We start from the raw sequence: 22,746 nt of genomic DNA on the forward strand, positions 1-22,746 counted from the left end.
CGCAGCGAAACCTCGCAAACGTCGTCATCGTCTTTTCCACCCGTCACCACGGGTCAAGCAGTCACATCGAGGAGCACCTGAGACCATGCGCCGAGCCTTCGCAATCGTTACCCTCGCGCTCCTGTTGTTTGCGCCATCGCTGGCGCTCGCCCAACCTCCCGGGAAACCCACCGATCCAAGCCCAACCCCAGCCGGCGACAGGGTCGGCCCCGTCATCGCCATTCCCACCGAAGCCGCTCCCGGCGCGCCAGTCGCATCCGCCCCACGGCTCGATCTTGCCGCCATGGCGCTCGATTCCACCGACATGCCGGAAGGGTTCACCCTCTTCTACGAAATCTATATCCCCGGCGACCGTATCAGCGCGGACCTGACTGGTGGTCTCATAGCCCCGGATGAAATCGCCAGTTCCGGCCTGCAGTGGTACTACGAGAGCGTCTACTTGAACGCCGACGGAACGGTCCGCCTCCGTTCATATGTCGAGCAATACGCGGACGCAGCCGGCGCCACGCGCGGATTCGAGCTCCTCGAAGACGAGAATCGCCTCGCGCCGGAAGGTTCGGTCTTCACCGACGGTCCCGGCGCGGGAGTTGGAGAGGAGCCATCCGAGATCAGCGCAGGGTCTCTTCAACCGTCTGGCGCGACGCCGGTGGTGAACTCGATCGACTCCACCTTCCGCACTGGCAACTTGCTGGCCGGTGTCTCCGTCGACACCCTCCCCGACATTGCTGCCGACAAGCAGCTCGCCATCGACCTGAGCGGCGTTCTTTTCGACCGGATCCAAACCGTCCTTGCCGATCAACCGCTGCCGCTTATCGACTACGCGCTCCCCGGCCAATTCGTCTCGCTCGTACCCGGTTTCCAAAGCCACGATGAAGGCTACCTTTCCGCTGCTGAGATCTTCGGACCGCTTGCCGCAGAATCGGCAACCACCAACTTCCTCAGCGGCTACTTCACCAACCAATCCCTCATCTCGACGACCGGTTCCGTCCTGCCGATTCCGCTCGTCAGTATCAGCGTCGCCCGATTCATCGACGAATCCGCCGCCCTGCAGGTCCTCGGCGATTCAGGTGTGCTGCAACCGCCGTTCGACAGCGTCGAGCCGCTCGAGCTCGATTCCATTCCCGGCGCCAGCGTGGTGCAGGCATTCACCTACACCAATCCGATGCTCTCCGGGGCCTCTCAGGACAGTGTGCGCATCGTTATGGTGGTCGGCGCCGACCTGGTCATCCTCGATGTCCAGGCAAACAAGACGCTGGATGGCGCAGAGCAAGCCGCCATCCAGATCGCCACTGCGCAGGCCAGCTGCCTGCGCTCGACCAGCGAGTGCGCGCCGATCGAGCTTCCTGCTGGTCTCCTGGAAGCTCCGGATCCCATCCTCGACGACGATCCGTCCGAAACCCCGTTGCCGGTCGGCTGATCCCTCGTTCGATCGCTCAGACCGGACGCAGAACCACATGATGGTATGCACCGGAGCTATCCTGCGCGCTGCCCACCATGGCCCCGTTGTCATTGATCGATTCGACGTGCAAGAAAAGCAGATCCGGCCCCGGCTCGATCATGTCTGCGATCATCACCGGTTGGTCGTCGATCCACATCGTGGGGATGGAATAGCCATTGAGCATCGCCTGGCCGACGAGCACGCCATGCGCGTTTGCGCTGGTGAAAAACATCCCTTCGCCGTTGAGATCGGCAATTGGCGTCTGAATTCCATCTCGATAGCGCACAGCCCACCCGTAGAGATCGGTTTCACCGCGCACGAGCGCGGCCACGCTGCCATCGTCCCCAAGCGAAAACGCCTGCACCCGGCCGAGCCAATCGATGCCATTGCCCATTGGTGGGTCGAGCACGGTCACTGTTCCCGAAGCCGATCTCACGAACGGGACGCCTCCCGAGAACGGCGCCTCGGCGCGATAGAACGTTCCGGCCCGGTCGCCAAGTGTGTTCTGAGAGCGATAGCCCCCCAACACGAATCCTTCGGGGAGTTCCACCGCCTCGGTCGCGCCGTTCGTCCAGGCGGTTGGAAGACCATCAAGGGTTCCCAGCAAGTCGCCGGTGCTCGTCAAGGTGGTGATTCCGGAACCCAGCTCGAATGGACCGCTCATCTCGGTATCGACGATGCCATCTCGCCAAATGATGGTCGGCACGCTCAACTGAACGCTCTGTGCCTGCTCCTCGGTGATGAAGCCCTCGGTTTCGAATCCAAGGCCCAGGGCCGTGCCATGATCGTCCAGTTGATGTCCGTTGACGTTCATTCCGGTGTACGGACCGACGTCGAGATAGCTCATCGCCAGGTCCGCATCCCAGATGGTGGGCATCATGATCCCACCACTCACCGTGTCCCCAATGATGGTCCCGGCATTGTTGATATCCCTGGCCCCCCCTCGCCAGTTCGTTCCGTTGGCAAAGACGAACTCGTTGCTCACGAAAAACGAAACGATCTCGTATCGCGGTAGTTCTTGCTGAATCAGCCGAACCCTGCGCGCTGCAGCTCCCTTGTGCGGGCGCCGCATTCCCAACATGCCCAATGCCGATGCGGAGACCGCACCTTTCAAGAATGTTCGCCGGTGCATTCGTGACTCCTTGCCTTGTCGCGTTTCGGTTTCGATCACCGCTGACACCCACGGTGTCACCAGTAATCGATCTCCGCGTTGCTCCACGACACAGCAAATGCGTGCGCTGCGGCACAGCTGGACAGCGTGAACGAAGAAGCACCGAGGCGAGCGATCGCCCCGGTGCTTCATCTCGCTGCTCGTTCGCGGAGCCGGTCTACCGCTTGCGGCGGCTTCGTCGACGAGGCGCCGGGGCGCTCGTTTCGGAGACTGCTACGACTTCGGTCTCGTCGACTTCCACTACCTGGGAGCGTTTCGCCGGTCCGGCTGCGGCAGGCTCCGGCGACTTGTCCATCAGGAAGAAGTCATAGAGCACCGCGGCCACCAATCCGCCCAGAACCGGGCCCACGATCCAGACCCAGGCGTTCGCCCAATCTTGCTGGATCACCGCCGGCCCAAACCAGCGAATGGGGTTCATGGCCGCGCCGCTCGCCGCCACACCGGCCATGTTCCCGATCGCGATCGTGATACCGATGGCCAGCGGGGCGACCCATCGGCCGATCGAACGCTTGTCGACCGCGGTGCCGAAGATCACCAGCACCAGGAAGAAGGTCAGAATCGCCTCCATCGCAAGTGCATTGCTGGCGGTCAGATCGACTGCTGGATCGGCCACAATCGACGTTCCCACTGTCGGCAACCCGAGGTTCACCCGGTTCCGGTCGACATCGAGATACGCCAGCGTGATCGCGCCAGCGCCAAGCACCGCGCCCACCATCTGGGCAACGATATAGGCCACGCCTTCGGCTACACCGATGCGCTTGGTCACCAACATGCCGGCCGTCACCGCCGGGTTGTAGTGCCCACCAGAAATGTGCCCCGCCGCGGCAACCATGACACCGATCGCCAGACCGGTCGCAATGCCGATGGCAACGATGTCTTGACCCTGCGTCAAGACAACCGCGCCGATCGAGAAGAAACAAAGCGCGAACGCGCCCAGCGCCTCCACGATCAATTTCTGAGCAATGTTCTCAGACAATCCACCCTCCTGTTGTGCTGCTGCCGGTGTGGCCACTCGACACCGTCCCGAGCCGCACGCTCCTTCAGGTTGACTATAGGGAACAGATGCTCGTTTCTGCAAGCGTTGCGCATGGCAAACAGTTGTCTCTCGGCGCCGAACGCACGAGATGCGGGCGCAAACGACGCGCCGAGGCCAGGCTTCGCTCTCCAGTGACGCGGCTGACGGCTACCCGATCCGGAACGTGATCGAATTCAGCAGCTCGCCATTCACGCGAACCGCTGCCGCGTAGGTGCCGGGAGGAACTCCGCCCGGCTGCCAGGCCGAGGTAAACCACCGTGGCCCGGTCGTGGTCGGCGCCTCCTGGTCCTGCGACGCCATCACGGCGCCATCCTCGTTCAGCCATTCGACCGTGATGATCTCACCGCCCAGGAGATTCGTCAGCCGAGCCGCCAGTATCACCTGCGAGTTCGACGAGACGGATTCCAGGTCGTTTGTGGGCGCCCCCGAACCATCCAGCGCGTTGGTGATCACCAGCTCTGACAACAGCGCGCGCGGGGTAAACGTTGCGGCCGGCGTGCCGGTCGGCCGCAGAAACGTATCGGCCAGTTGCGTCTTCTGCGCCTCGGGCACCTGTTGGGTCTTTTCCGCCTCTTGCGCCTCGAATCGCCGCTCGTCGCGCGAATCACCGGTCGAGCACGACACCACCAACAACACGACAAGCGCGGAGCCAATCGCCCCGCGCCAGCCATGCAGATTCCACTGAGACGCAGCCGAGCGATCAGCTCGGCGGGCGGTACTGTCCAAACGCGTCCTGATACTCGTCGGCCACGTCCATGGCCGTCTTGTGAACGTAGATGCGAGTCGTTTGCGGAGAGGCATGTCCAAGAATCGTTTGCACCGTCGATTCGCGCACCCGGCGGCGGACCATCTCGGTCGCCAGCCCGTGGCGGAACGAATGGGGCGTGACATCGCTTTCGATACCGAGCTCCCGGCAGAGCTGCGCCACGATGTGCTCCACCGTGCGCGGGCTGATGGCAGAACCCGGTTCGCCGACCTTGTCGCGTCCGCTAAAGGCAGGCAACCCGCCCGAGCCGCGAATGTCGTCCTCGCGATACTGCCAGTACGCGGTGACCGCCTGCGCGGTCTCGGCATCGAAGTGTACGGTACGGCTCTTGCCTCCCTTGGCCCGGTAGACATTCGCTGTTCCGTTCACCAGGTCGATATCCCGGCGCCGCAACGCGCACAGCTCGGAAACGCGCACCCCTGTCCGGAAGAGGAAAAGGATCATCGCCCGCACCTTCAGACGCCGCAACTCGAGATGCGGTTTCTCCGCCGGGTGCGTGTTCTTGACATGCTCGACGATCCGTTCCAGATCGGAAATGCGCACATCCGGCGGCGGTGGGGTGAAACGCGGCATCAACGCGGCAATGCGCACGCGCAAGCGATCGGTCGCCAGATTGGGATGCAAATCGTAGGCGGAAATGTATGCGCAGAACTTTCGCACCGCCGAAAGATTGTTCTGGGCGGTCCGCATGCGCGAGACCTCTTCCGGGGTGCGAATGTCGCTCGGAACGATCAACGTGGCAAACGAGGTCACATGTTCCGACGCCAAAACCGACACGGGCGCGGTCTTGGGATCGATCCCCTCGTGCTGCTCGATATGGCGCAAGAACTTGTCCAGCCCGTGCCGATAGGTCTTTTTCGACCGTGGCGCCAAGCGCATATCGCCAAAGAACATCTCAACCGCTGCCTGAATCGTTACCACGCCGTTACTTGGCGGCGGAGGATCGACAGCTCGCAGGTTTCGATCGAGCACCAGAGACATCGCACAAACTCCTCGTTCCGGGGTCCTTCCAAGCGTGTACGTACACTGTACGTTCACTTGCGCGATTCGTCAACTTTTTGCGAATTCCGCATTCAGAACGCCCGTCCCGGCTACCACCTTACTACGCTGTCACAGTTCGGGATCCAGCGTCCTGGGTCCAGAGAATCGAACCCGCGTGCCCGTAACCAGGAGGTGGGAGCCCCTTCACGATCGAATGAATGGAACGAGGAGCATCTCTGGACACTGGACGCAGGGCCCTGGACTCCCTCCCTCTCGTATCCTTACCCCAACAACCCAATCGGCCACGTGGAGGACTCACATACCCGATGCAGGTAGCGATTCAGCTCTATACCGTTCGCGACAAGACAGCCAGCGACATGATCGGCACAATCGCCAAACTGGGCGCCATTGGCTATCGCGCCGTCGAATTTGCAGGCTACGGCAATTCCGAGCCGGCGGCCATCCGTGAAGCGCTCGACAAGGCCGGGATCGCCGGGGTCGCCGCCCATGTCCCGCTCGCCCGCATCGACGGTGAGTTCGATACCGTGGTGAAGGAAATGCACACCATCGGCGCCAAACATCTCATCATCCCCTGGCTCGCGCCCGAGCAACGCACGCGGGCCGGATTCGACCACGTCATTGACACGTTGAACAAGCGAGCGCCCGAAGCACGCGACGCCGGTCTCCGTCTCGGCTACCACAACCACGATTTCGAGTTCATCAAGGATGAAGACGGCATCTTCCCCTTCGACCGGATCGCCAACAGCACCGATCCCAGTCTCGTCTCCCTCGAGATCGACGCCGGTTGGGTGCAATACGCCGGGCAGGATCCCGTGGCCGTCATCGAGCAATACGCCGCGCGTGTGCCCCTCATCCACGCCAAGGAAGAACAGGTCGATGGCGTCGAGGATCTTCCAGCGCCCGGTTCTGGCCCCATGCCGTGGAAAGCGATCGTGGCAGCCGGCAACGCCGCCGGCACGGAATACCTCATCGCCGAAGACGACCGCCCGCTCGACTCGATGAAGACTGCCCGATTGGCGTTCGAGAACCTGACCAAGCTCGTCAGTTGACACTCGTCCAGGGTCCCGCGGCCCAAATCCATGCACTGAACCCTGGCCCCTGGACACTGGACACTGGACACTGGACCCTGTGGAGACTCGCCATGCCTGACCGAACTGTTCTCATCGCCGGCGAATCCTGGATCATGCACACGATCCACCAGAAGGGATTCGACAGCTTCACGACCACCGCCTATGGCGAAGGGCATCAGTGGCTATCGGCTGCCCTCACCGCCGGTGGCTGGAACGTCACCCACCTGCCCAATCACCTCGCCAACGAGAAATTCCCCGCCACGGTCGCCGATATGGCGGCCTACGACCTCATCATCCTGAGCGACATCGGCGCCAACACGCTTCTCCTCCACCCGGACACCTTCGTGAAGTCCGCCGTCCTTCCGAATCGGCTCCAGGAGCTGCGCGACTATGTGGCCATCGGCGGTGGTCTCATCATGATCGGCGGCTATCTCACCTTCCAGGGCATCGAAGCGAAAGGAAACTACGCTGGCTCGCCCATCGAGGCCGCGCTTCCGGTCACGCTCCAAACGAGCGACGACCGGGTCGAGACGCCACAGGGAGTCAAACCAATCGTCATTGCCCCTGACCACGAAATCGCCACCGGTCTTCCAATCGAATGGCCGGTCCTGCTGGGATACAACCGATTGACGCCTCGCGAGGGAGCCACGGTCGTGGCAACTGCCGGAGAAGATCCGCTCGTCACCGCCTGGCGATACGGCGAGGGCCGCAGTGTTGCCTTCGCATCCGACTGCGGCCCACACTGGGCTCCACCCCCATTCGTCGAATGGGAAGGCTACGCCACACTCTGGCAAAACATCGCCGACTGGACCGCCCGGGACTGAGAAACGAGCTGTCAGTCTTCAGTCGTCAGTAGCCTGTCGTCAGAATCTACCGTGCGCAAATCGAGCCGTCGTGTCAGCCACGGCGGCTCGATCCCCATTCGCCAACCACTTTCAACTGACGACTGGCTACTAGCTACTGTCGACCAGCTACTGCCTGCTAAACCCGCGGATCTCTCGGCCAAACGGCGTCTTGCACGTCCGGGGCGGCAAAATCGCGCCCGATCGCGAGTTGAATATCGTGCCGATTCGACCGCGTGCGCGGCATTCCATCGATGCGCGAATGCTCAGGATGTTCCAGCGACGCTTTCGGACCCGGCAGTTCCGGCAATTCGAGCCGCTGTACGAGACGGCCCGCCCCAACCTGGAACGCCAGATTCGCGGCCGCAAAACCAACTGTCAAGAACCCAACTATCGACAACGTTTCCATCGATATCTCCATTACCGAGACACCGATGTCTCCCAAACCAATACGGACGCGTCGTGGTCCGCTACTACAGTACCGCAAAATGCTATCAATATCATTAAATGCTGATTATTCGATATCGCAACTCCCTGATCGATGGGGCTGCCACACGCGAAAACCGGCCAGGGCGTCCGCCCGGCCGGTTTCGTTGCGTGGTTCCCGCGTCGCTCGACCTGCGATCGAAGAAGCTCGTCGCTGGACTCGACAGTCAGGAACCAGGATGTGTCCTAGTATCCGCCGTCGCCCTCGCCATCACCGCCAGCATAAGTCTTGTAGTAGATCTCGCCATTGGCGCCGGTGTAGGTGAGGAACAACGTTTCGTCCCAGGTGTACTGGTAGGGGTCATAGGCGTAGTTGTCGCCCAGGTCGGCCCAATCGCTCCAACCTTCGGCCCCATATTCGATGTAGTAGGCGTGTCCATCCGTGCCGGTGTACACGACCTGAAGCGCATCGTCATACACGTATGCGCTCGGCTGCGCCGCATACGTGTAGTTGCCGCTGATCGGCGTCCAGCCGCTCCAGCCCTCGCCATCGAAGACGTTGTAGGTCGCATACCCATTGGTATCGACCGAGAAGGCGTAGAGGTTGTCATCGTAGCCAGCGGCGTACGGGGTGTATGAGAGCTGATAGTCACCCGGTAGTGGCTTGGCTTCGCTCCAGGCAGAACCGTCATAGCGCGCCCAATAGACGCTTCCATCGGTTCCGTGCCAGAACACCTGCTCGTAGTCCCCCCACGAAACGGCATACGGTTCGTAGTCCGATCCAACGTCGCCACTCACCTTGTACCAATCGGTCCAGGCAGCGCCATCGTAGCTCTTGATGTAGATTCCGCCGTCCTCAGCGGTCGCGTACAGGTACTGGTAGTCGCCGTCGACATTCACGTACGGCGCGCATTTGATCTTGTAGTCACCTGCCAGGTTGTTCCATCCGTTCCAGGACGCTCCGTCGTAGGAGTTCTGATAGAGGGAACCGTCCTTGCCCGCGTAGTAGACGTACGTCGCGTCCTTGTAGGTCACGGCCGTCGGTTCATACCAGTACTCCACCGGCTGGCCATCCCAACCCGACCAATCGCTCCACGACTCGCCGCCGTAGACGGAGTAGTACCCCGCGCCATCCGCGCCGGTTGCGTATTGATAGATGTCACCGCCGTACGTCGCCGCCACGGTGCTGTAGTCGAAGTCGTACTCCCCGGCGCCGTACCCGGAGCCATCGGGAATCTTCTGCGGCTCGCCATACTCGCCTGCGGCTGAAACCGCGCCCAGCATCGACCCGCCGATCACCGCTGCGGCAGCTGCTGTTGCGATCAGCTTGCGAACCCGTCCATAACCACCTTCGTCGAACATCGACATCACAACCCATCCTTTCGATGAATCCATTACCCAGGGCGATCCATTCCGCCTTGGCCTGCATTCATCCTGACGGGAATCGCCCCACGGCGAATCGGCAGGATTGCCTAAAGCCGTCTGCCATGCGCATCGCCTGGCTGTGACACGTCTCCGAATCCGGCGATCGGAGAATTGACGCGCTGAATGACCGATATCTTCACGAACACGCTTCTGGAAGAATGTTTGCGCCAGCTACGTCGTTTTGTGCATCGAGCACGGTGTATGATGTTGGCATCTCAAGAAGGTCCGTCTGGTGACAGCAATGTTGCTGAGTCATGGGCGCCAATACTGGAGGGATGCATGCAATGACGCTAGCGAGAAGCCGTTGACGTCACTGGTAGACGAAGCGGTACGCCGGCACTATTCCAGGCGACAGATCATTCGACGTGGGGTCGCGCTCGGTCTTTCCGCCCCAGCCATCGCCGCGGCGGTGTCCGCGGTGCGTCCGCTGCCTGCGTTCGCGCAGGACACCAGCAACCCACTGGGGCGCGATCCTCGGCCGCGCCGCTCGAAGTCGTCATCTTCAAGGGCGGTTTGGCGACAACTACGCTCCACGTCAACGATGTACAACGCCCACTTCCTGACGCCAAGATCGAGTATCTCGGCACACAACGGCTCGGCGAGCAATTCCAACTGCGATTTGTCGCCGGCAATCCGCCGGACGTCATGGACAACTCTGGCGCGAACAACTTGCCGATCGCCACCCTGGTTGCCGAGGGACAGTTGGCCGACCTGGCCGACCTCATGGCCGCACTGGCTATGACACCGAAGGCTCGACCTTCGCCGATTCGCTGGTCCCGGGCTCCCAGTCCACCGGCGTCTACAACGGCGTGCAGAATGTCTTGCTCTACGCGTTGACCGTCTATGGCGTCTGGTACAACCAGGCACTCTTCGCGGAGAAGGGATGGACCTCCACGAGACTTGGGTCGACATGCTGGCCTCTGCGAGGAAATCAAGGGTGCCGGCATCGCACCATGGACGTATCAGGGGCAGTATCCGCAGTACATTCGCCTCCTCTTCGATGCAATGGTTGCAAAGAACGGCGGCATGGAGCAGTTGATCAACACGACAACCTCCAGCCGGATGCCTGGCACCAAACCGGCGTAGGCCCGATGAGCGCCGTCATGACCGCCCGGTTGGTGGTTGCGGACGGATTCTTCCAATCCGAGACGATCGACGGCCCCGCAAGAATGAACCGCAACCCCTCCTCGACGACTTTGGTCACGCCGCCACGCCCAGCTCGCGCTCCACTGCGCCGATCGACTCGTCCAGAATCGCGATCATCTCGTCGATCTGTTCGGTCGTGATGATCAACGGCGGGGTGTAGAGCAGGTGATCGCCGACCACACCATCGACCGTGCCCTGACCGGGATACGAAACCATGCCGCGTTCCAGCGTCGCCTCGCCGATGCGCTTGCTGACCCCGAGCTCCACCGGGAACGGCGCTTTCGTCTCTCGATTTGCTACCAGTTCGACTCCCTGCATCAACCCCAACCCGCGCACATCGCCAATGATTGGATGCGCATCCATGAGCGCCACCAGCTGCGAACGGAAATACGAACCAACCCTCTCGGAGTTATCGACGAGCCGGTGCTTCACCGTGTAGTCGAGGACCGCTTTGCCGATAGCGGTGGAAAGCGGATTGCCGCCGGCGGTATGCCCGATCACAAACGATCCGCCTGTACCGCGCACCTGCCCCACGATCTCGGGCCGCACCAGCACAGCGCCCAATGGGGTGTAGCCGCCAGAAATGCCCTTCGCGCACGCGATGAGATCGGGCGTTGCGTCCCAATGATCGATCCCGAACTTGCGCCCGGTGCGCCCAAATCCCGTCATCACCTCATCGGCGATGAACAGGATGTCGTGCGCGTCGCAAATCTCCCGGATTCGTTCGAAATACCCTGCGGTCGCTGGCACCGCGCCCAGGGTCGCGCCGACCACCGGTTCTGCGATAAAGGCCGCGACATTCTCCGAACCAACCTGGCTCAGAACATAGTGAAGCTGGTCGGCCATGGCCAGACCGTAGGCCATTTCGTCGCCAGTTGCATTTCTATAGGAATAGCATGGCCAAATATGCTCTGCTGGCGAGAGCATCCCCTGATACTTCTTGCGCCGTCCGGCATTGCCCCCATAGCTCAATGCCGCCAGCGTCGCGCCATGGAAACTCTGCCAGCGCCCGATCACCAGTTGCTTGGTGCCCTTTCCGCGGTCACGCTGATATTGCAGCGCGATCTTGACCGCATTCTCGGTCGCTTCCGATCCACCGGAGACGAACCACACCCGTTCCAGCCCGGCCGGCGCGAACTCCTCCACGACTGTCCGGGCGCACGCTTCGATCGCCTCGGTCGAGAAGGCATGAGTCGGTGAGTAGGCCAACTGCTGCGCCTGCGCAACCATCGCCTCGAGGATCTCCGGCACGCCGTGTCCGATGTTCGCCACCGACGAGCTCCCTGCCGACCCATCGATATAGCGCTTGCCGGTCGAATCCCAGAGATAGATCCCTTCGCCCCGCACGACGGTCGGATACGCCCGCTGCAGATCGCGATAGATAACCGGCGTCCGCTCCTGATCGATCAGCACCACTTCCGCACTCCTTCCGTCCACGTTCACGCCTCGTCATTCTATCCCTCCCCACTCAGCGGCAAGCCGCCTGCTTCCCGCTCCTGGCATTGGCATGGACCGGGAACCTCGTGTGGTCCGGCGCCGGGGACAAGAGAAACCCCGTCTCCTGCGCCAGAGACGGGGTCTTCCCGATGGTTCGATAGACGACACCGAGGCTTAGTCCCCTGCCGCCTGCGCCTCGCCTGTGCCCGGGATGCCCGCGCTCTCTGTCTCACGCGACGTGTTCGGCTCCACCGGTGGAGCCGATCCCTCGATCCGCAGATCGGGCAGCCATTCGAGCCAGCTCGGCAAGTACCAGTTCCATTTGCCCAGAATGCGCATCACTGCCGGCACCAGCACCGTTCGCACGATCGTGGCATCGAGCAGGATCGCCACCGCCAGACCGAATCCCACCTGTTGCAGGAAGACCAGCCGCCCGGTGCTGAATCCCAGGAAGACCACCACCATGATCAGCGCCGCCCCGGTGATGATGCGCGCCGTCGATTCGACCCCATGCGCCACCGATTCACGGTTTCTCCCGGTCTCGTCATAGAACTCGCGAATACGGCTCAGCAGGAAGACCTGGTAGTCCATCGAAAGTCCAAAGAGCACGCAGAAGAGGAAAATCGGAATCCACGCCTCCACTACCGGTGTCTGATCGAACCCGAGCAGCCCGGTGAGATGCCCACGCTGGAAAACCAGCACCAGCACGCCATAGGCCGCCCCGACCGACAGCAGATTCATCACGATCGCCGTGGCCGGAACGACCACCGACCGGAACGCCACCATCAGCAGCAGGAAGCTCAATCCGAGCACGAAGAGGAAAACGCGCGGCGTCCAGGTATTGGTCGTGTTGATGAAGTCGACGTACCCGGCCGTTTGCCCCGAAACGTAGACCGTCCCCATTTCACTCGGGAACGACGACGGAATCGAGTCGCTCCGCAGATGCCGAATCACGTCATACGACGCTTCGTCATTGGGAGGTGTGCTGAGCGTCGCCTGAATGTGCGCCAGATCGCCAGCTTCGTTCCAGACCACCGGGCCCACTGCCGCCATTCCCGGCTCGCTGGCCAGCAACCCGGCCAACTCTTCGACAGCAGCCTCGGTCTCCGCGTTCTTCGGCGCATCGATCACGAAATCGACCGGCGCCAACCGACCGGCGGTGAACTTCCCCTCCAGCACGGTGAATGCGTCCTTGACATCGCTCTCCGGGAGCGATTCCACACCGGCAAACCCGGTCTGCATGCTGAAGAAGGGTATCGAGAGCGCCAGCAGCACTCCCGCGCCCAGCACCAGCGCCGGCCACGGACGTGCCATCACCAGATGCGCCGCCCGCCCCCAGAAGCCATGCGCCTGCTCGACCTCTTCGTCGTGGATCACCTTGGCATGGTCCATGGCGTCATAGTCGCGCCGGCGCGGCCAGTCGATCCGGTCGCCCAGCAAGCTGATCACAGCCGGAATCAGGGTCAGCACCGCCACCACCGACACCATCACCGCCAGGATCGCGCCCAGCCCGAGACTGCGGAAGATCGAATTCGGCATCAGGAAGAGCCCGATAAGGGCAAAGACCACGGTCAACCCTGAGAAGACCACCGCTTTGGTCGCGGTCCCTCCGGCCACCTCGATTGCATCCGGCTTGGACCGTCCCCGGCGCCGCTCTTCCCGATATCGCTCGATCACGAACAGCGCGTAGTCGATTCCGACTGCGAGCCCGATTACCGAAATCATGTTGATGATGAAGAAGGAGAGCTCGAAACGAATTCCGACGATCGCCGCGATCCCGGTGGCAACCGCCACCGCCGCCAGCGCCATTCCCACCGGCACCAGCGCGGCCACCACCGCGCCGAACACCAGCATCAGCACCAGCAGCGCGATCGGCAAGCCAATGATCTCCGCCCGCTGGAGATCCTCTTCCGAGACGGTGTTGAATGTCTCATTGGTCGTCATGTCGCCAACGCTGTGCACCGCCACCGCGTCGCTGGCGTGCGAGCCGATTGCCTGGAGATATTCCTCGGCTCGATCGTGCACATCGTCCAGCTCGCCGATCAGCGTCACCGGAATCAAGAGGGTCGAGCGGTCCTCAGAGACCAGGGATTCCGCCTGCGCCGCCGCTGCTGGATCCGGAGCCTGCGCCGCCAGGTAGTAGTTCACCGTCTTCGTCGGATCCTGATCCACGAGATCGGTCAGCGTTCCCAACTGCGTGAAAACACCGTCCACCACCTGCTTGAACTCAGGATCGTCGACCGTCAGACTATCGGAGGTGACGACAATCGTCTCCGTCAGCGGCGTCTCGAAGCCCATGCGACGCTCGAGCAGATCGCGCCCCTGATTCGATTCAGGGTTGTCCAGCAAGCGGACTTCGGTGGTCAGAGCGCCAGAAAGGAAGATGCCGGCACAGATCGCGCCGGCCACCAGCATCGCCAACCAAACACCGATCGTTCGCCACGGATGCCGGGCGCTACTGGCCGAGATTTTCGCCGTCGAAGGAACCAACATACCCCATCCCCAGAATACAATTCACTGTTACTTAACAGTGTTCGGTGTTACCTAACGTCGTTATCCCATGACAGGAGCCATGCAAATACAACCCCTTCTCACACCCACCTGATGCCCCTGCCGCGCCGGCGATCGTCCTCAACAAGGACCTCTTCTTCGGCGTCACCATTAGCAACACTTCCTGCGCGCGCTCGGCTACGCGCCGATCGCTGCCTGCTCCACCAAAGCACCTGCGTCGGCAATCTCCTCCAGGCCCGACGCCGCTTTGCTCATCATCGACATCTCCGCTGTCGACGACTGGGATGCGCTGAAGACCACGATCGACGCCACTCCAGACCTTCCTCGATCGCCTTCGGTTCCCATACCAATGTCGAAGGTCTCCGCGCGGCCAAGAACGCTGGTCTCACCCGTGGTCTTTTCCAATGGCGAGTTCCATCGCACCATGGGCGACACCATCGTCCACATGCCAAACCCGCCATCGACCCTTCGCAAGACCCGAACCCGGAGCAACCAACGACGCCCGAACGGTAACGGTTGCATACTTCCCGCCATCGAGAAGCATTTCGTAGCGAGCGGGACCTGGTGACCACCCACTACCGACCATCATCGTCGGCGCAGGTATCGTTGGCGTCTCGACCGCCTGGGAACTCGCCAAGCTCGGACGCACCGACATACTGGTCATCGACCGTGCTCCCTCTTCGAAACCGGGGGCTCCACATCCCATGCCCCAGGAGGCGTTTTCCAGAACAACGCCTCTCGCACGGTCTCAAAACTGGCCCAATGGACCACTGGCGCTTTCGCCGAGGTTTCCTCGCCCGACGCGCCACCTGGTTCCCGACCGGCAGGCCTCGAAATCGCCACCACCCCTGAGCGCTGGCACGATCTGAAACGGAAGGTCGGTTACGCCCGCTCATGGGGTCTCGACGCCATGCCCTCGACCCGTCGGAAACTCCGCCAGCTCGTTCCTCAGCTCGACACCGACCTCATCCTCGGATCGATCCACGTTGCCGGCGATGGGATCGTTCGCGCTGTTCCCACCGTCGAACGGTGATCGCCGACCGCGCCGAGGCGCTTGGCGTCACGTTCATGGGCGAAACCGACCCTGTCGATATGCCCAACCTGCCGTGCGCGGCATCCACACCAGCAACGGCGACTTCACTTGCGACAGCTCGTTCCGTGCGGTGGCATCTGGGGACCGCTTCTCGGCGAGCTGACCGGCACTCCCATTCCTTTGCATCCGTGCGCGCACCCCTATGTCCGCACCACACCACTCGCCGAGCTCCAGCACCTGGCCGGCCAACAGGTCGTCCAACCCCTGTGGCGGCATCAGGACTATTCCATGTACCTCTGGCAGGACGGAGACCGCATGGGCGTCGGCAACTATCGGCACGATCCCGTCCTGGTGCCGGCACAATATCGACAATAGCCTTCGCCGGCGCCCGCCGAGCGCGATTTCGACCCCGCTCCCATGGATCCGCCACGAAGCGTGATGCGCCCCATCCCCGACTGCGCGACGCCGAATAATATCGACCGCGTCTACGGCATGTTCTCCTTCCTTCACCATCGACGCCCAGGGCCGTGGTCGGCGAAGTCGCCAACGCCTCTGGCCTCTGGACCGCCATCGCCATCTGGGTCACCCACTCCACCGGCACCGGTCGCCCGCGCCCTGGCCCAGCAAATGGTCTACCGCGACTGCGAGCTCGACATGCGGAATCCTTATCAACCGCTTCGCGCCCCACCATGCCAGTCCAAGCTACATCCACGCCTGGGCTGGAGCCAGTACGCCGAGGTCTACGACATCATTCATCCGAAGTATCAGATCACGATCAGCGGCGGATTGCGGCGCGCTCCTGGTATGCGCAACAGTAGCCCTGCTCCTCGGCGCGCATTTCTTCGAGTCGAACGGTTGGGAACGCCCACAATGGTTCGGATCAAACTCGACCCTGCCACTGCCGGCCGCCGGCAGCGTCCGCGCGACGACTGGGGCGCCATCGAATGGTCCCCATCGCCGGGGCATGAGCACATCGCCACCCGCACGAACGCCGGTCTGTTCGATCTCAGCACGTTTATGCGCATCGAGCTTTCCAGGAAGAACGCCCTCGCCGCGCTCAGGCGCCTCTCGTGCAGCAAAACTCGACCGACCCGCCAGGCGCGTCACCTACAGCCTCTTGCTCGATCGGCGGCGTCAGGTCGACGTCACCATCCCGGCTCGCCTGGCCGACGATCGTTTCGCGATCATGTCCGGCAGCGCCAGCGATCGCGCGATCTCGGTGGATCGAAAATCATCTGCGCGACTTCGCCGGATGTCACCGTGCGCGACACCACCCGCCTGGGCGCGCGCTTGGTCTATTCGGCCCCAATGCGCTCGCCATCCTCGATTCGATTGTCGACCAACCACTGCCTCGACGATCACCCGCGCTACACAGCGCGCGCTGGACTCGTGGACATATCCCGTGCTCGCCATCCGCATGTCCTATCAACGCCGGTGAAGAAGGCTTCGAGCTGCATACCTCGACCGAATATGGCTCCGCGCTCTGGGATCTCGTCTGGTACGCCGGGCGACCCCATGGTCTCATCGCGGCCGGCGGAGCGGCGATGGACTCGCTCCCGCATCGAGAAGGGTTTTCTCTCACTGGGAACCGATCTCCGCGCGGAGTACACCCGGCTGGCCTTGCGCGCGCGCCTGCCATCGACAAAGCCCGCTCGGACTATATCGGCGCAGACGCGCTCGCCAATTCGTTCACATCGAAGAAGCTCGCCACCTTGCTGCTCGATCCAGATTCCTGCGGTTCCGCTCGGCAAGAGAACCCATCCTCCTGGGTGCCGACATCGTCGGCTATGTGTCCAGCGCCAATTTCGGCTTCACCGTCGGTCGCTTTGTCGCCCTTGGCTACCTACCCATCGAGCTCGCCCGCCCCGGGAACCGATCGAATACTTCGCCGAATGCTATCGAGTACAATCACCAAACCCCAACCACATCACTCAGACGATCTCGAATCTCGCTGAATCTGAGTGTGCCGAATTGGCCATGCACAGCCACGAACCCTCGAAACGCGTCCTCGTCACCGGAGCTGGCGGGTTTATCGGCCATCACCTCGTCACCAGCCTCAAGCGCCGCGGCCACTGGGTACGCGGCGTCGACGAAAGCGCCCGGTTCCTGCCCAGTCAAGCCGACGAAGTTCTGGCTTCTCGACCTGCGCCACTTGACAACCTCCGAAGCCACTCTGTGGTGTCGATCAGGTCTACGCCTTGGCCGCTGACAGGCGGCATGGGCTATATCGTCAATCATCACGCCGAAATCCTGCGCAACAATGCGCTCATCAACCTGCATACCATCGAAGCTGCCCGCCAGAATCGGGTTGAGCGCCTCTGCTGCTTCATCCGCTTGTGTCTACCCTGAACACCTGCAAACCTCAACCGACGTTGTCCCCCTCCAGAGAGTCGACGCCTACCCCGCTGATCCTCAGGACGCATATGGTTGGGAAAAGCTCATCTCCGAAAAGCTCTGCAGTACTACTCCGCCGACTTTGGCATGCAAAACCGCATCGTCCGATTCCACAATGTCTTCGTGACCCGCTCTGAGACCTGGGACGGTGGCCGCGAGGAAAGCTCCCGCCGCTCTCTGTCGCAAAGATCGCCATCGCCAAACTCACCGGAAATCCCGAGATCAGTCTGGGGCGACGGCAAGCAAACCCGCTCCTTCTGCTATATCGACGACTGTGTCGAGGGCCTTTACCGCATCATGCAGTCGGACTATCCCGGGCCACTGAACCTCGGTCAAGACCGTAGTCTCCATCAGCGACTTGCGTTCATGATCGCCGATCTCGCCGAGATCCCGATCGAACTCGCCCGGCCCTCAAGGTGTGCGCGGGCGAAACTCGAACAATTCGCTCACAAGCCAAATTCTTGGATGGATGCCTTCAGTTCCACTCGAACAAGGACTAGACATCACCTACCACACTGGATCGAAGAGCAGGTTCGCGGCTCACCGTTGCGCCTCCCGTTGAGCGAGGAGTCGGCCATCTGAAAAGTCGAACCGATCGGATCGCTCTCAGACGGCGCCGGAATCGACAACCTGCTTCCTGATGCACAGCTTGGCGCCGCTACTCCTTGTTCGGCGTCCCGAACGCCGTCACCTTCCCGCCACCTGACGAGGCATCGCTTCCAGGCGTTCGCAGCCATTCCACCACGACCCAGCCCGCCGTTGGCAGGTGTCCACTCCGGTCGCTTTCCCCGGAGAAAGCTGTTCGCCAACTCCTCATTCCCGGGTTGTGGCCACCAACACGTCCGCCGAAAACTCTTTGGAAACGCTTGTATCACCTCGATCAGCTCGTGTTCCGTTGCCCCCGTAAACCTCCGGCACCACCCGGCGCTCACCGGAGAATTTCATCATGCCGCCGCCAAGGTCTCCGGTTTGCAGGGCCGAATCGCATTCGAGGTCACCAGCAGATCGGGCGCCCACCCTGCCTCTGAATCCTCTACGCCCAGCTTCCATCGCCCACCGCCGCCCAGGCTTGGTCAGTTCCGCGCCGGATCTCCGGCGGATTGATCTTCTCGGTCTTCGAATGCCGTAAAATGATCTATACTTCTTCGCCCATCACTCCCTCCAGCGCGCGTGCCGATTGCTCCCCGCAGTCTACGAAACCATGGCCATCCGCGCAACCCGTCACAGTTCCCCATTTCCCCCGGGTATCCTCTTTAACATCACGTATCCGCCCGCTCAAGAGAGGAATCCAGCTGCATGGACCACCAGCAAGCGCTTCGTCGACAAGGTCGTCATCGTCACCGGAGGCGCGGTCGGCATCGGCAACGGCGCTGCCGAAGCCTTTGCACGTAGGCGGATCGGTCGTGATCGCCGATCTGATGCCGGAAAAGCCAGCCTGGCGGCCAACCGCATCGTCGGCGCCGGGGGTTCCGCGCTGGCCGTGGCGACCGATGTCCGCTCGAACACACCGCCGTCGCCAACATGGTCGACATGGCCGTTTCCACGCTGGCGGTGTCGATGTCCTGTTCAACGCGGCAGGGATCAACATCTTTACGGCACCGTCGACATTCTGGCGGAGGAAGACTGGGACCGCCAGCTCCGGTGTCAACCTCAAAGGCACATTCCTCACGTGTAAGCATGTCATTCCCGAAATGCCAAACGGGGCGGCGGATCCATCGTCAACACGGCCTCGGTTCAGGCGTTCGCCTCGCAACGAACCGTGGCCGCCCACGCTGCTGGGCGGCATCGTCAGCTTCACCACCACGGTTGCGCTCGACCACGCCGCAGAGAACATCCGTTGCAACTGCATCGCCCCTGGTTCGATTCGCACGCCCGTAGCCTGGAAATGGCCGCTGAGAAGTTCGGCGACGGCGATATCGAGGGCGACCATCGCGCTCTGGGGCAGCGCGCATCCCATCGGCCCGTCACGGCACGATCGAAGAGGTCGCCAATCTCGTCCTCTTCCTCGCCTCCGACGAGGAGCCTCCTTCTGCACCGGAGGCGCCTATCGCGTCGACGGCGGCCTACTCTCGCCCTTACCCGTGTAGAGCTGACGAGGACCCGTACTTCAAAGATTCAACAGGACTTCACCAGAGCTGTAGCCGCTGCTCTGGTCGGAACGTCCAGCTTGCCGAGGATGTTCGCGACGTGTTTCGACGCCGTGCGTGGGCTGATATCCAGTTCCTCACCGATCTCTCTGTCGGTGTGACCCGCCGCGATGAGCCGCAGCACCTCCAGCTCGCGCGGCGTGAGCAACTCGGCAAGTTCCGCCTCGGACATTCCCGCGCTCGTCTCCGATCCGACCAGCGTCAAGGCGATTTCCACCGCATCCCCGATCGGCATGCGATACCCATCGCGAAAAGCGCGTTCGAACGCCACGTCGCCGAGCGCCGCTCTCGTCTGCTCCAACGCCAATGCGTTCCGGTCGAGCTCTGTCGACCAGGGATTCGCGCCTCCCCGGTCTTGCAGGGCTCGCGCCGCTCCCAGGAGCCGCGCCGCATCCTCGGGATGCGATGCCCCGCACAATGCCGCTATCCCACAGAATGGGCTCGACAGATACCAGTTTCCGCCGGACCGGCTGAGTGCCTCCACGCTCTCCCCGTATCGACGCAGCGCTGCATCCAGCTCGCCCAGGTCATGCCGCATTACGCCGATATCGCTGAGCCGGATTCCCGCGAAGTAGTCATCACCGCGCGCCCGCTCCAACGCAAGCCCCGCTTCGACCAACGCCAACCCTTCGTCTGATTCTCCGGCGCCGCCCAGGAAGAGACCAGCCTCTCCGTAGACCATCGCTCGCCAATAGTCATCGTCCACTGGTTCGATCAGCCGATGCGCCTCACGTCCGAGGCGAATCGATTCGTCCAGATGGCCCAATGCCAGCTCGCCATATTGCGCAATGGTCAACGCCACGCTCTCCATGATGGGCTGTCCGCGTTCCCGTGCCAACGCTGCCGCGGCGTTCGCTTTGCGCACCGCCTCCGCGTGCTCGCCCACATGGTTTGTGAGCATCGCGTCTCCTACCCGAACCCAGGTGTCCGACGCGATGTCATCGGTGTCGGTGTAACTGCACGCCCGCTCGAGCCATTGCCGCGCTTCCTGGGTGTTGCCCTGATAGAACCAATACCAGTAGAGCGCCCAGACCATACGCTGAAGCCGCGTGCCGTCCCGCTCGGCATCGAGCCATGTCAGCGCGGCCAGCACGTTTGCGTGTTCGGCATCGAGCCCGTTCAGCCACTCACGCTGATCCGGACCGCGCAAGCCCATCTCGACCGCTTTCGCCCGTTCCAGGTAGTACGCCGCATGCCGCTCCCGCATGACGTCGCGCTCATCGCTGTTCTCCAGCAATTCGGCCGCGTATGCGCGGATGCTCGCCAGGAGCAGGAAACTCGGTTCCGGCCCGTCAGAAGCCTTGCTCATCAGGAAGCTCTTGTCGAACAACGACGCCACGAGTTCGAACATGTCACGCGGCTGATCCGCCAGGGCCCCGAAACCGCAAACTGCCTCTGCCGAAGCGAAGGTAAACCATCCACGAAAGACCGAAAGCCGGCGGAAGAGCAACTGTTCCCATGGATCGAGCAACCGGTACGACCATCCGATGGCTTCGCCGATCGATTGATGCCGCTCCGGCAAATCGCGCGGCCCATCGCTCAGAAGCTGGAATCGCACCTGTCGATCGCTTTGCAAGCGGGAACGAATCGATGCTGGCGAAAGCACCCGTACCCGCGCTGCAGCCAACTCGATTGCCAACGGCAGTCCATCGAGCGCGGCGCAGATCGCCTCGACTGCCTCCCGATTGCTGTCGTTCAGCGTGAACGTGGACTGAACCGCCTGAGCCCGATCGACGAACAACTGCACCGCCGCATCGATCTCACTCGAGCGCCGTTCGTTGCCATGCGACTGCGGAGGCGCCAGCGGAGCCAAAGCAAACTCCTGCTCTCCGTGCAGCCGAAGCGGGGCCTGGCTCGTGGTGACCACAGTCAAGTCAGGACAGGCCCCCAACAGTTCGGAAATCACTGGACCGGCCTCCAGCAACCGCTCGAAGTTGTCGACCAGCATCAGCGCGCGGCGGGGGGCCAGGTACTCGACGATATCCGCGACGATCCCTCGCGTTCCCGACTCCCGCACGCCGATCGTGCGCGCTATGGCTGCCGGCACCAATGTGCTGTCGCCCACGGGCGCCAATGGAACGAACCAGATGTTCCGTCCAAACGTACGCTCGAGCGTGCCCGCCACTTCGACCGAGAGCCGGGTCTTCCCGACCCCGCCCGGTCCGGTGATCGTAATCAACCGCAGTGCCGGGTTGCGGATCATCTGCCGGAGCGTAGCGACCTCGCGCTCGCGGCCCACGAATGTCGAATACATCTGGGGCAATCCCAGCGTCGACAACCGCACCGGATCACTGCCTTGGCTATTCGATTGGTTCCGCTCGGAAAACGCTTGTGCAACCATCGCTCTGTCTGCCCTGCGGCCATGGCGTTTGGTCGACAGGGAGAAACACTTTCCAACAACCCGGCAACGCTCGAGAGCGCAATACCGTATCTCAGCAACGACCATTGTCGCATTCCGCCGAAAACAACCGCCAAGAATCGGACCGGCGACGAGCGTCTGTCAGCCTCGATCACCGGTCTGCATCTTCGATTCGATATCGATCATTGCGGCGGCTGCTTCCGATCATGCCCAAGAACCTCCGGCGCCATCGTCTGCGACCACGGCGTTTGTCACGATATCAACAACGATGCCGACTACTGCGGTTTCCTGGGCGAAGCATGCGCTCCAGGGCAAATCTGCCGCTTTGGCGATTGTGTCAATCCCTGATCCGCTCGACGGCGAGGGATTCGCTCAGTAGGCAATCTTCTGCAAGCCGGCGTAAGCCCCGTGCTCTGCGCAGCTCGATCCCACACCAGAACGAATGCCGGTACGTTTCGGCAGGAATGAATCGACGCGCGGCCTTGCTCCGTCCTGGTCGCCCGCGTCTGAAGAGCACGACCGCTCGAACCAATTGATCGCCGG

The 22,746-nt window shown here is 62.2% G+C and carries 16 protein-coding genes and 1 pseudogene; 7 read left to right on the forward strand and 10 right to left on the reverse strand.

The genetic code is table 11. The features are described 5' to 3' along the window. The first annotated feature begins 85 nt into the window (after positions 1-85). Positions 86-1,417, forward strand: coding sequence for a hypothetical protein (locus R2855_17385; GenBank protein MEZ4532771.1), 1,332 nt, complete (start codon positions 86-88; stop codon positions 1,415-1,417). Positions 1,418-1,433: 16 nt separating this feature from the next. On the opposite strand, the gene R2855_17390 is transcribed toward R2855_17385, so the two are convergent. The 4 genes from R2855_17390 to R2855_17405 form a co-directional block, all read right to left on the reverse strand. Then, on the reverse strand, positions 1,434-2,570 hold the full coding sequence (locus tag R2855_17390; protein MEZ4532772.1) for a hypothetical protein: 1,137 nt from the start codon (positions 2,568-2,570) through the stop codon (positions 1,434-1,436). A 196-nt stretch (positions 2,571-2,766) separates the two neighbouring features. Next, positions 2,767-3,585: an aquaporin gene (locus R2855_17395; GenBank protein MEZ4532773.1), complete on the reverse strand. Its 819-nt coding sequence runs from the start codon at positions 3,583-3,585 to the stop codon at positions 2,767-2,769. A 207-nt stretch (positions 3,586-3,792) separates the two neighbouring features. Then, entirely contained in the window at positions 3,793-4,371 is a 579-nt protein-coding gene (locus R2855_17400; protein ID MEZ4532774.1) for a hypothetical protein, read from the reverse strand. Continuing rightward, positions 4,346-5,392: a site-specific integrase gene (locus R2855_17405; protein ID MEZ4532775.1), complete on the reverse strand. Its 1,047-nt coding sequence runs from the start codon at positions 5,390-5,392 to the stop codon at positions 4,346-4,348. The genes R2855_17400 and R2855_17405 overlap by 26 nt, the downstream gene beginning before the upstream one ends. 326 nt (positions 5,393-5,718) lie before the next feature. On the opposite strand from R2855_17405, the gene R2855_17410 reads away from it, so the two are divergent. Together R2855_17410 and R2855_17415 are read left to right on the forward strand one after the other, a co-directional pair. Continuing rightward, positions 5,719-6,462, forward strand: a complete 744-nt coding sequence (locus R2855_17410) for a sugar phosphate isomerase/epimerase (protein MEZ4532776.1) — start codon at positions 5,719-5,721, stop codon at positions 6,460-6,462. A gap of 92 nt (positions 6,463-6,554) precedes the next feature. Beyond that, positions 6,555-7,307 (forward strand): glutamine amidotransferase, encoded by a 753-nt coding sequence (locus R2855_17415; GenBank protein MEZ4532777.1) that lies wholly within the window; start codon positions 6,555-6,557, stop codon positions 7,305-7,307. A 157-nt stretch (positions 7,308-7,464) separates the two neighbouring features. Here R2855_17415 and R2855_17420 read toward each other — a convergent pair whose 3' ends face one another. Together R2855_17420 and R2855_17425 are read right to left on the reverse strand one after the other, a co-directional pair. Continuing rightward, positions 7,465-7,734 carry a hypothetical protein gene (locus R2855_17420; GenBank protein ID MEZ4532778.1) on the reverse strand — a complete coding sequence of 90 codons (270 nt, stop codon included), beginning with the start codon at positions 7,732-7,734 and terminating at the stop codon, positions 7,465-7,467. Between the two features lie 263 nt (positions 7,735-7,997). Further along, complete coding sequence (locus R2855_17425; GenBank protein ID MEZ4532779.1) at positions 7,998-9,146, reverse strand: hypothetical protein; 1,149 nt, start codon at positions 9,144-9,146, stop codon at positions 7,998-8,000. A 930-nt stretch (positions 9,147-10,076) separates the two neighbouring features. Here R2855_17425 and R2855_17430 point away from each other — a divergent pair. Continuing rightward, positions 10,077-10,262 carry a hypothetical protein gene (locus R2855_17430; protein ID MEZ4532780.1) on the forward strand — a complete coding sequence of 62 codons (186 nt, stop codon included), beginning with the start codon at positions 10,077-10,079 and terminating at the stop codon, positions 10,260-10,262. Between the two features lie 114 nt (positions 10,263-10,376). Here the strand turns inward: R2855_17430 and R2855_17435 are convergent, their stop codons facing one another. From R2855_17435 to R2855_17445, 3 genes are all read right to left on the reverse strand, one after another. Then, positions 10,377-11,738, reverse strand: coding sequence for an aminotransferase class III-fold pyridoxal phosphate-dependent enzyme (locus R2855_17435; protein MEZ4532781.1), 1,362 nt, complete (start codon positions 11,736-11,738; stop codon positions 10,377-10,379). 195 nt (positions 11,739-11,933) lie between these two features. Then, positions 11,934-14,252, reverse strand: a complete 2,319-nt coding sequence (locus R2855_17440) for an MMPL family transporter (protein MEZ4532782.1) — start codon at positions 14,250-14,252, stop codon at positions 11,934-11,936. Positions 14,253-14,447: 195 nt separating this feature from the next. After that, positions 14,448-14,792, reverse strand: coding sequence for a hypothetical protein (locus R2855_17445; protein MEZ4532783.1), 345 nt, complete (start codon positions 14,790-14,792; stop codon positions 14,448-14,450). Positions 14,793-15,411: 619 nt separating this feature from the next. Here R2855_17445 and R2855_17450 point away from each other — a divergent pair. Together R2855_17450 and R2855_17455 are read left to right on the forward strand one after the other, a co-directional pair. After that, positions 15,412-15,678 carry a hypothetical protein gene (locus R2855_17450; GenBank protein ID MEZ4532784.1) on the forward strand — a complete coding sequence of 89 codons (267 nt, stop codon included), beginning with the start codon at positions 15,412-15,414 and terminating at the stop codon, positions 15,676-15,678. Between the two features lie 1,602 nt (positions 15,679-17,280). Continuing rightward, a pseudogene (locus R2855_17455) lies at positions 17,281-18,279 on the forward strand (NAD-dependent epimerase/dehydratase family protein). A gap of 1,533 nt (positions 18,280-19,812) precedes the next feature. Here the strand turns inward: R2855_17455 and R2855_17460 are convergent. Next, positions 19,813-22,098, reverse strand: coding sequence for a LuxR C-terminal-related transcriptional regulator (locus tag R2855_17460; protein MEZ4532785.1), 2,286 nt, complete (start codon positions 22,096-22,098; stop codon positions 19,813-19,815). A 42-nt stretch (positions 22,099-22,140) separates the two neighbouring features. On the opposite strand from R2855_17460, the gene R2855_17465 reads away from it, so the two are divergent. Next, positions 22,141-22,551, forward strand: coding sequence for a hypothetical protein (locus R2855_17465; protein ID MEZ4532786.1), 411 nt, complete (start codon positions 22,141-22,143; stop codon positions 22,549-22,551). Positions 22,552-22,746 lie beyond the last annotated feature (195 nt).

The organism is Thermomicrobiales bacterium, from assembly GCA_041390825.1.
In the GTDB taxonomy this organism is placed as follows: Bacteria; Chloroflexota; Chloroflexia; order Thermomicrobiales; family UBA6265; genus JAMLHN01.

Coding starts and splice junctions, on each gene's coding strand:
- R2855_17385 (MEZ4532771.1), top strand. CDS start 86: ATGCGCCGAGCCTTCGCAATCGTTACCCTCGCGCTCCTGTTGTTTGCG.
- R2855_17390 (MEZ4532772.1), bottom strand. CDS start 2,570: ATGCACCGGCGAACATTCTTGAAAGGTGCGGTCTCCGCATCGGCATTG.
- R2855_17405 (MEZ4532775.1), bottom strand. CDS start 5,392: ATGTCTCTGGTGCTCGATCGAAACCTGCGAGCTGTCGATCCTCCGCCG.
- R2855_17410 (MEZ4532776.1), top strand. CDS start 5,719: ATGCAGGTAGCGATTCAGCTCTATACCGTTCGCGACAAGACAGCCAGC.
- R2855_17415 (MEZ4532777.1), top strand. CDS start 6,555: ATGCCTGACCGAACTGTTCTCATCGCCGGCGAATCCTGGATCATGCAC.
- R2855_17420 (MEZ4532778.1), bottom strand. CDS start 7,734: ATGGAAACGTTGTCGATAGTTGGGTTCTTGACAGTTGGTTTTGCGGCC.
- R2855_17425 (MEZ4532779.1), bottom strand. CDS start 9,146: ATGGATTCATCGAAAGGATGGGTTGTGATGTCGATGTTCGACGAAGGT.
- R2855_17440 (MEZ4532782.1), bottom strand. CDS start 14,252: ATGTTGGTTCCTTCGACGGCGAAAATCTCGGCCAGTAGCGCCCGGCAT.
- R2855_17445 (MEZ4532783.1), bottom strand. CDS start 14,792: ATGCAACCGTTACCGTTCGGGCGTCGTTGGTTGCTCCGGGTTCGGGTC.
- R2855_17460 (MEZ4532785.1), bottom strand. CDS start 22,098: ATGTATTCGACATTCGTGGGCCGCGAGCGCGAGGTCGCTACGCTCCGG.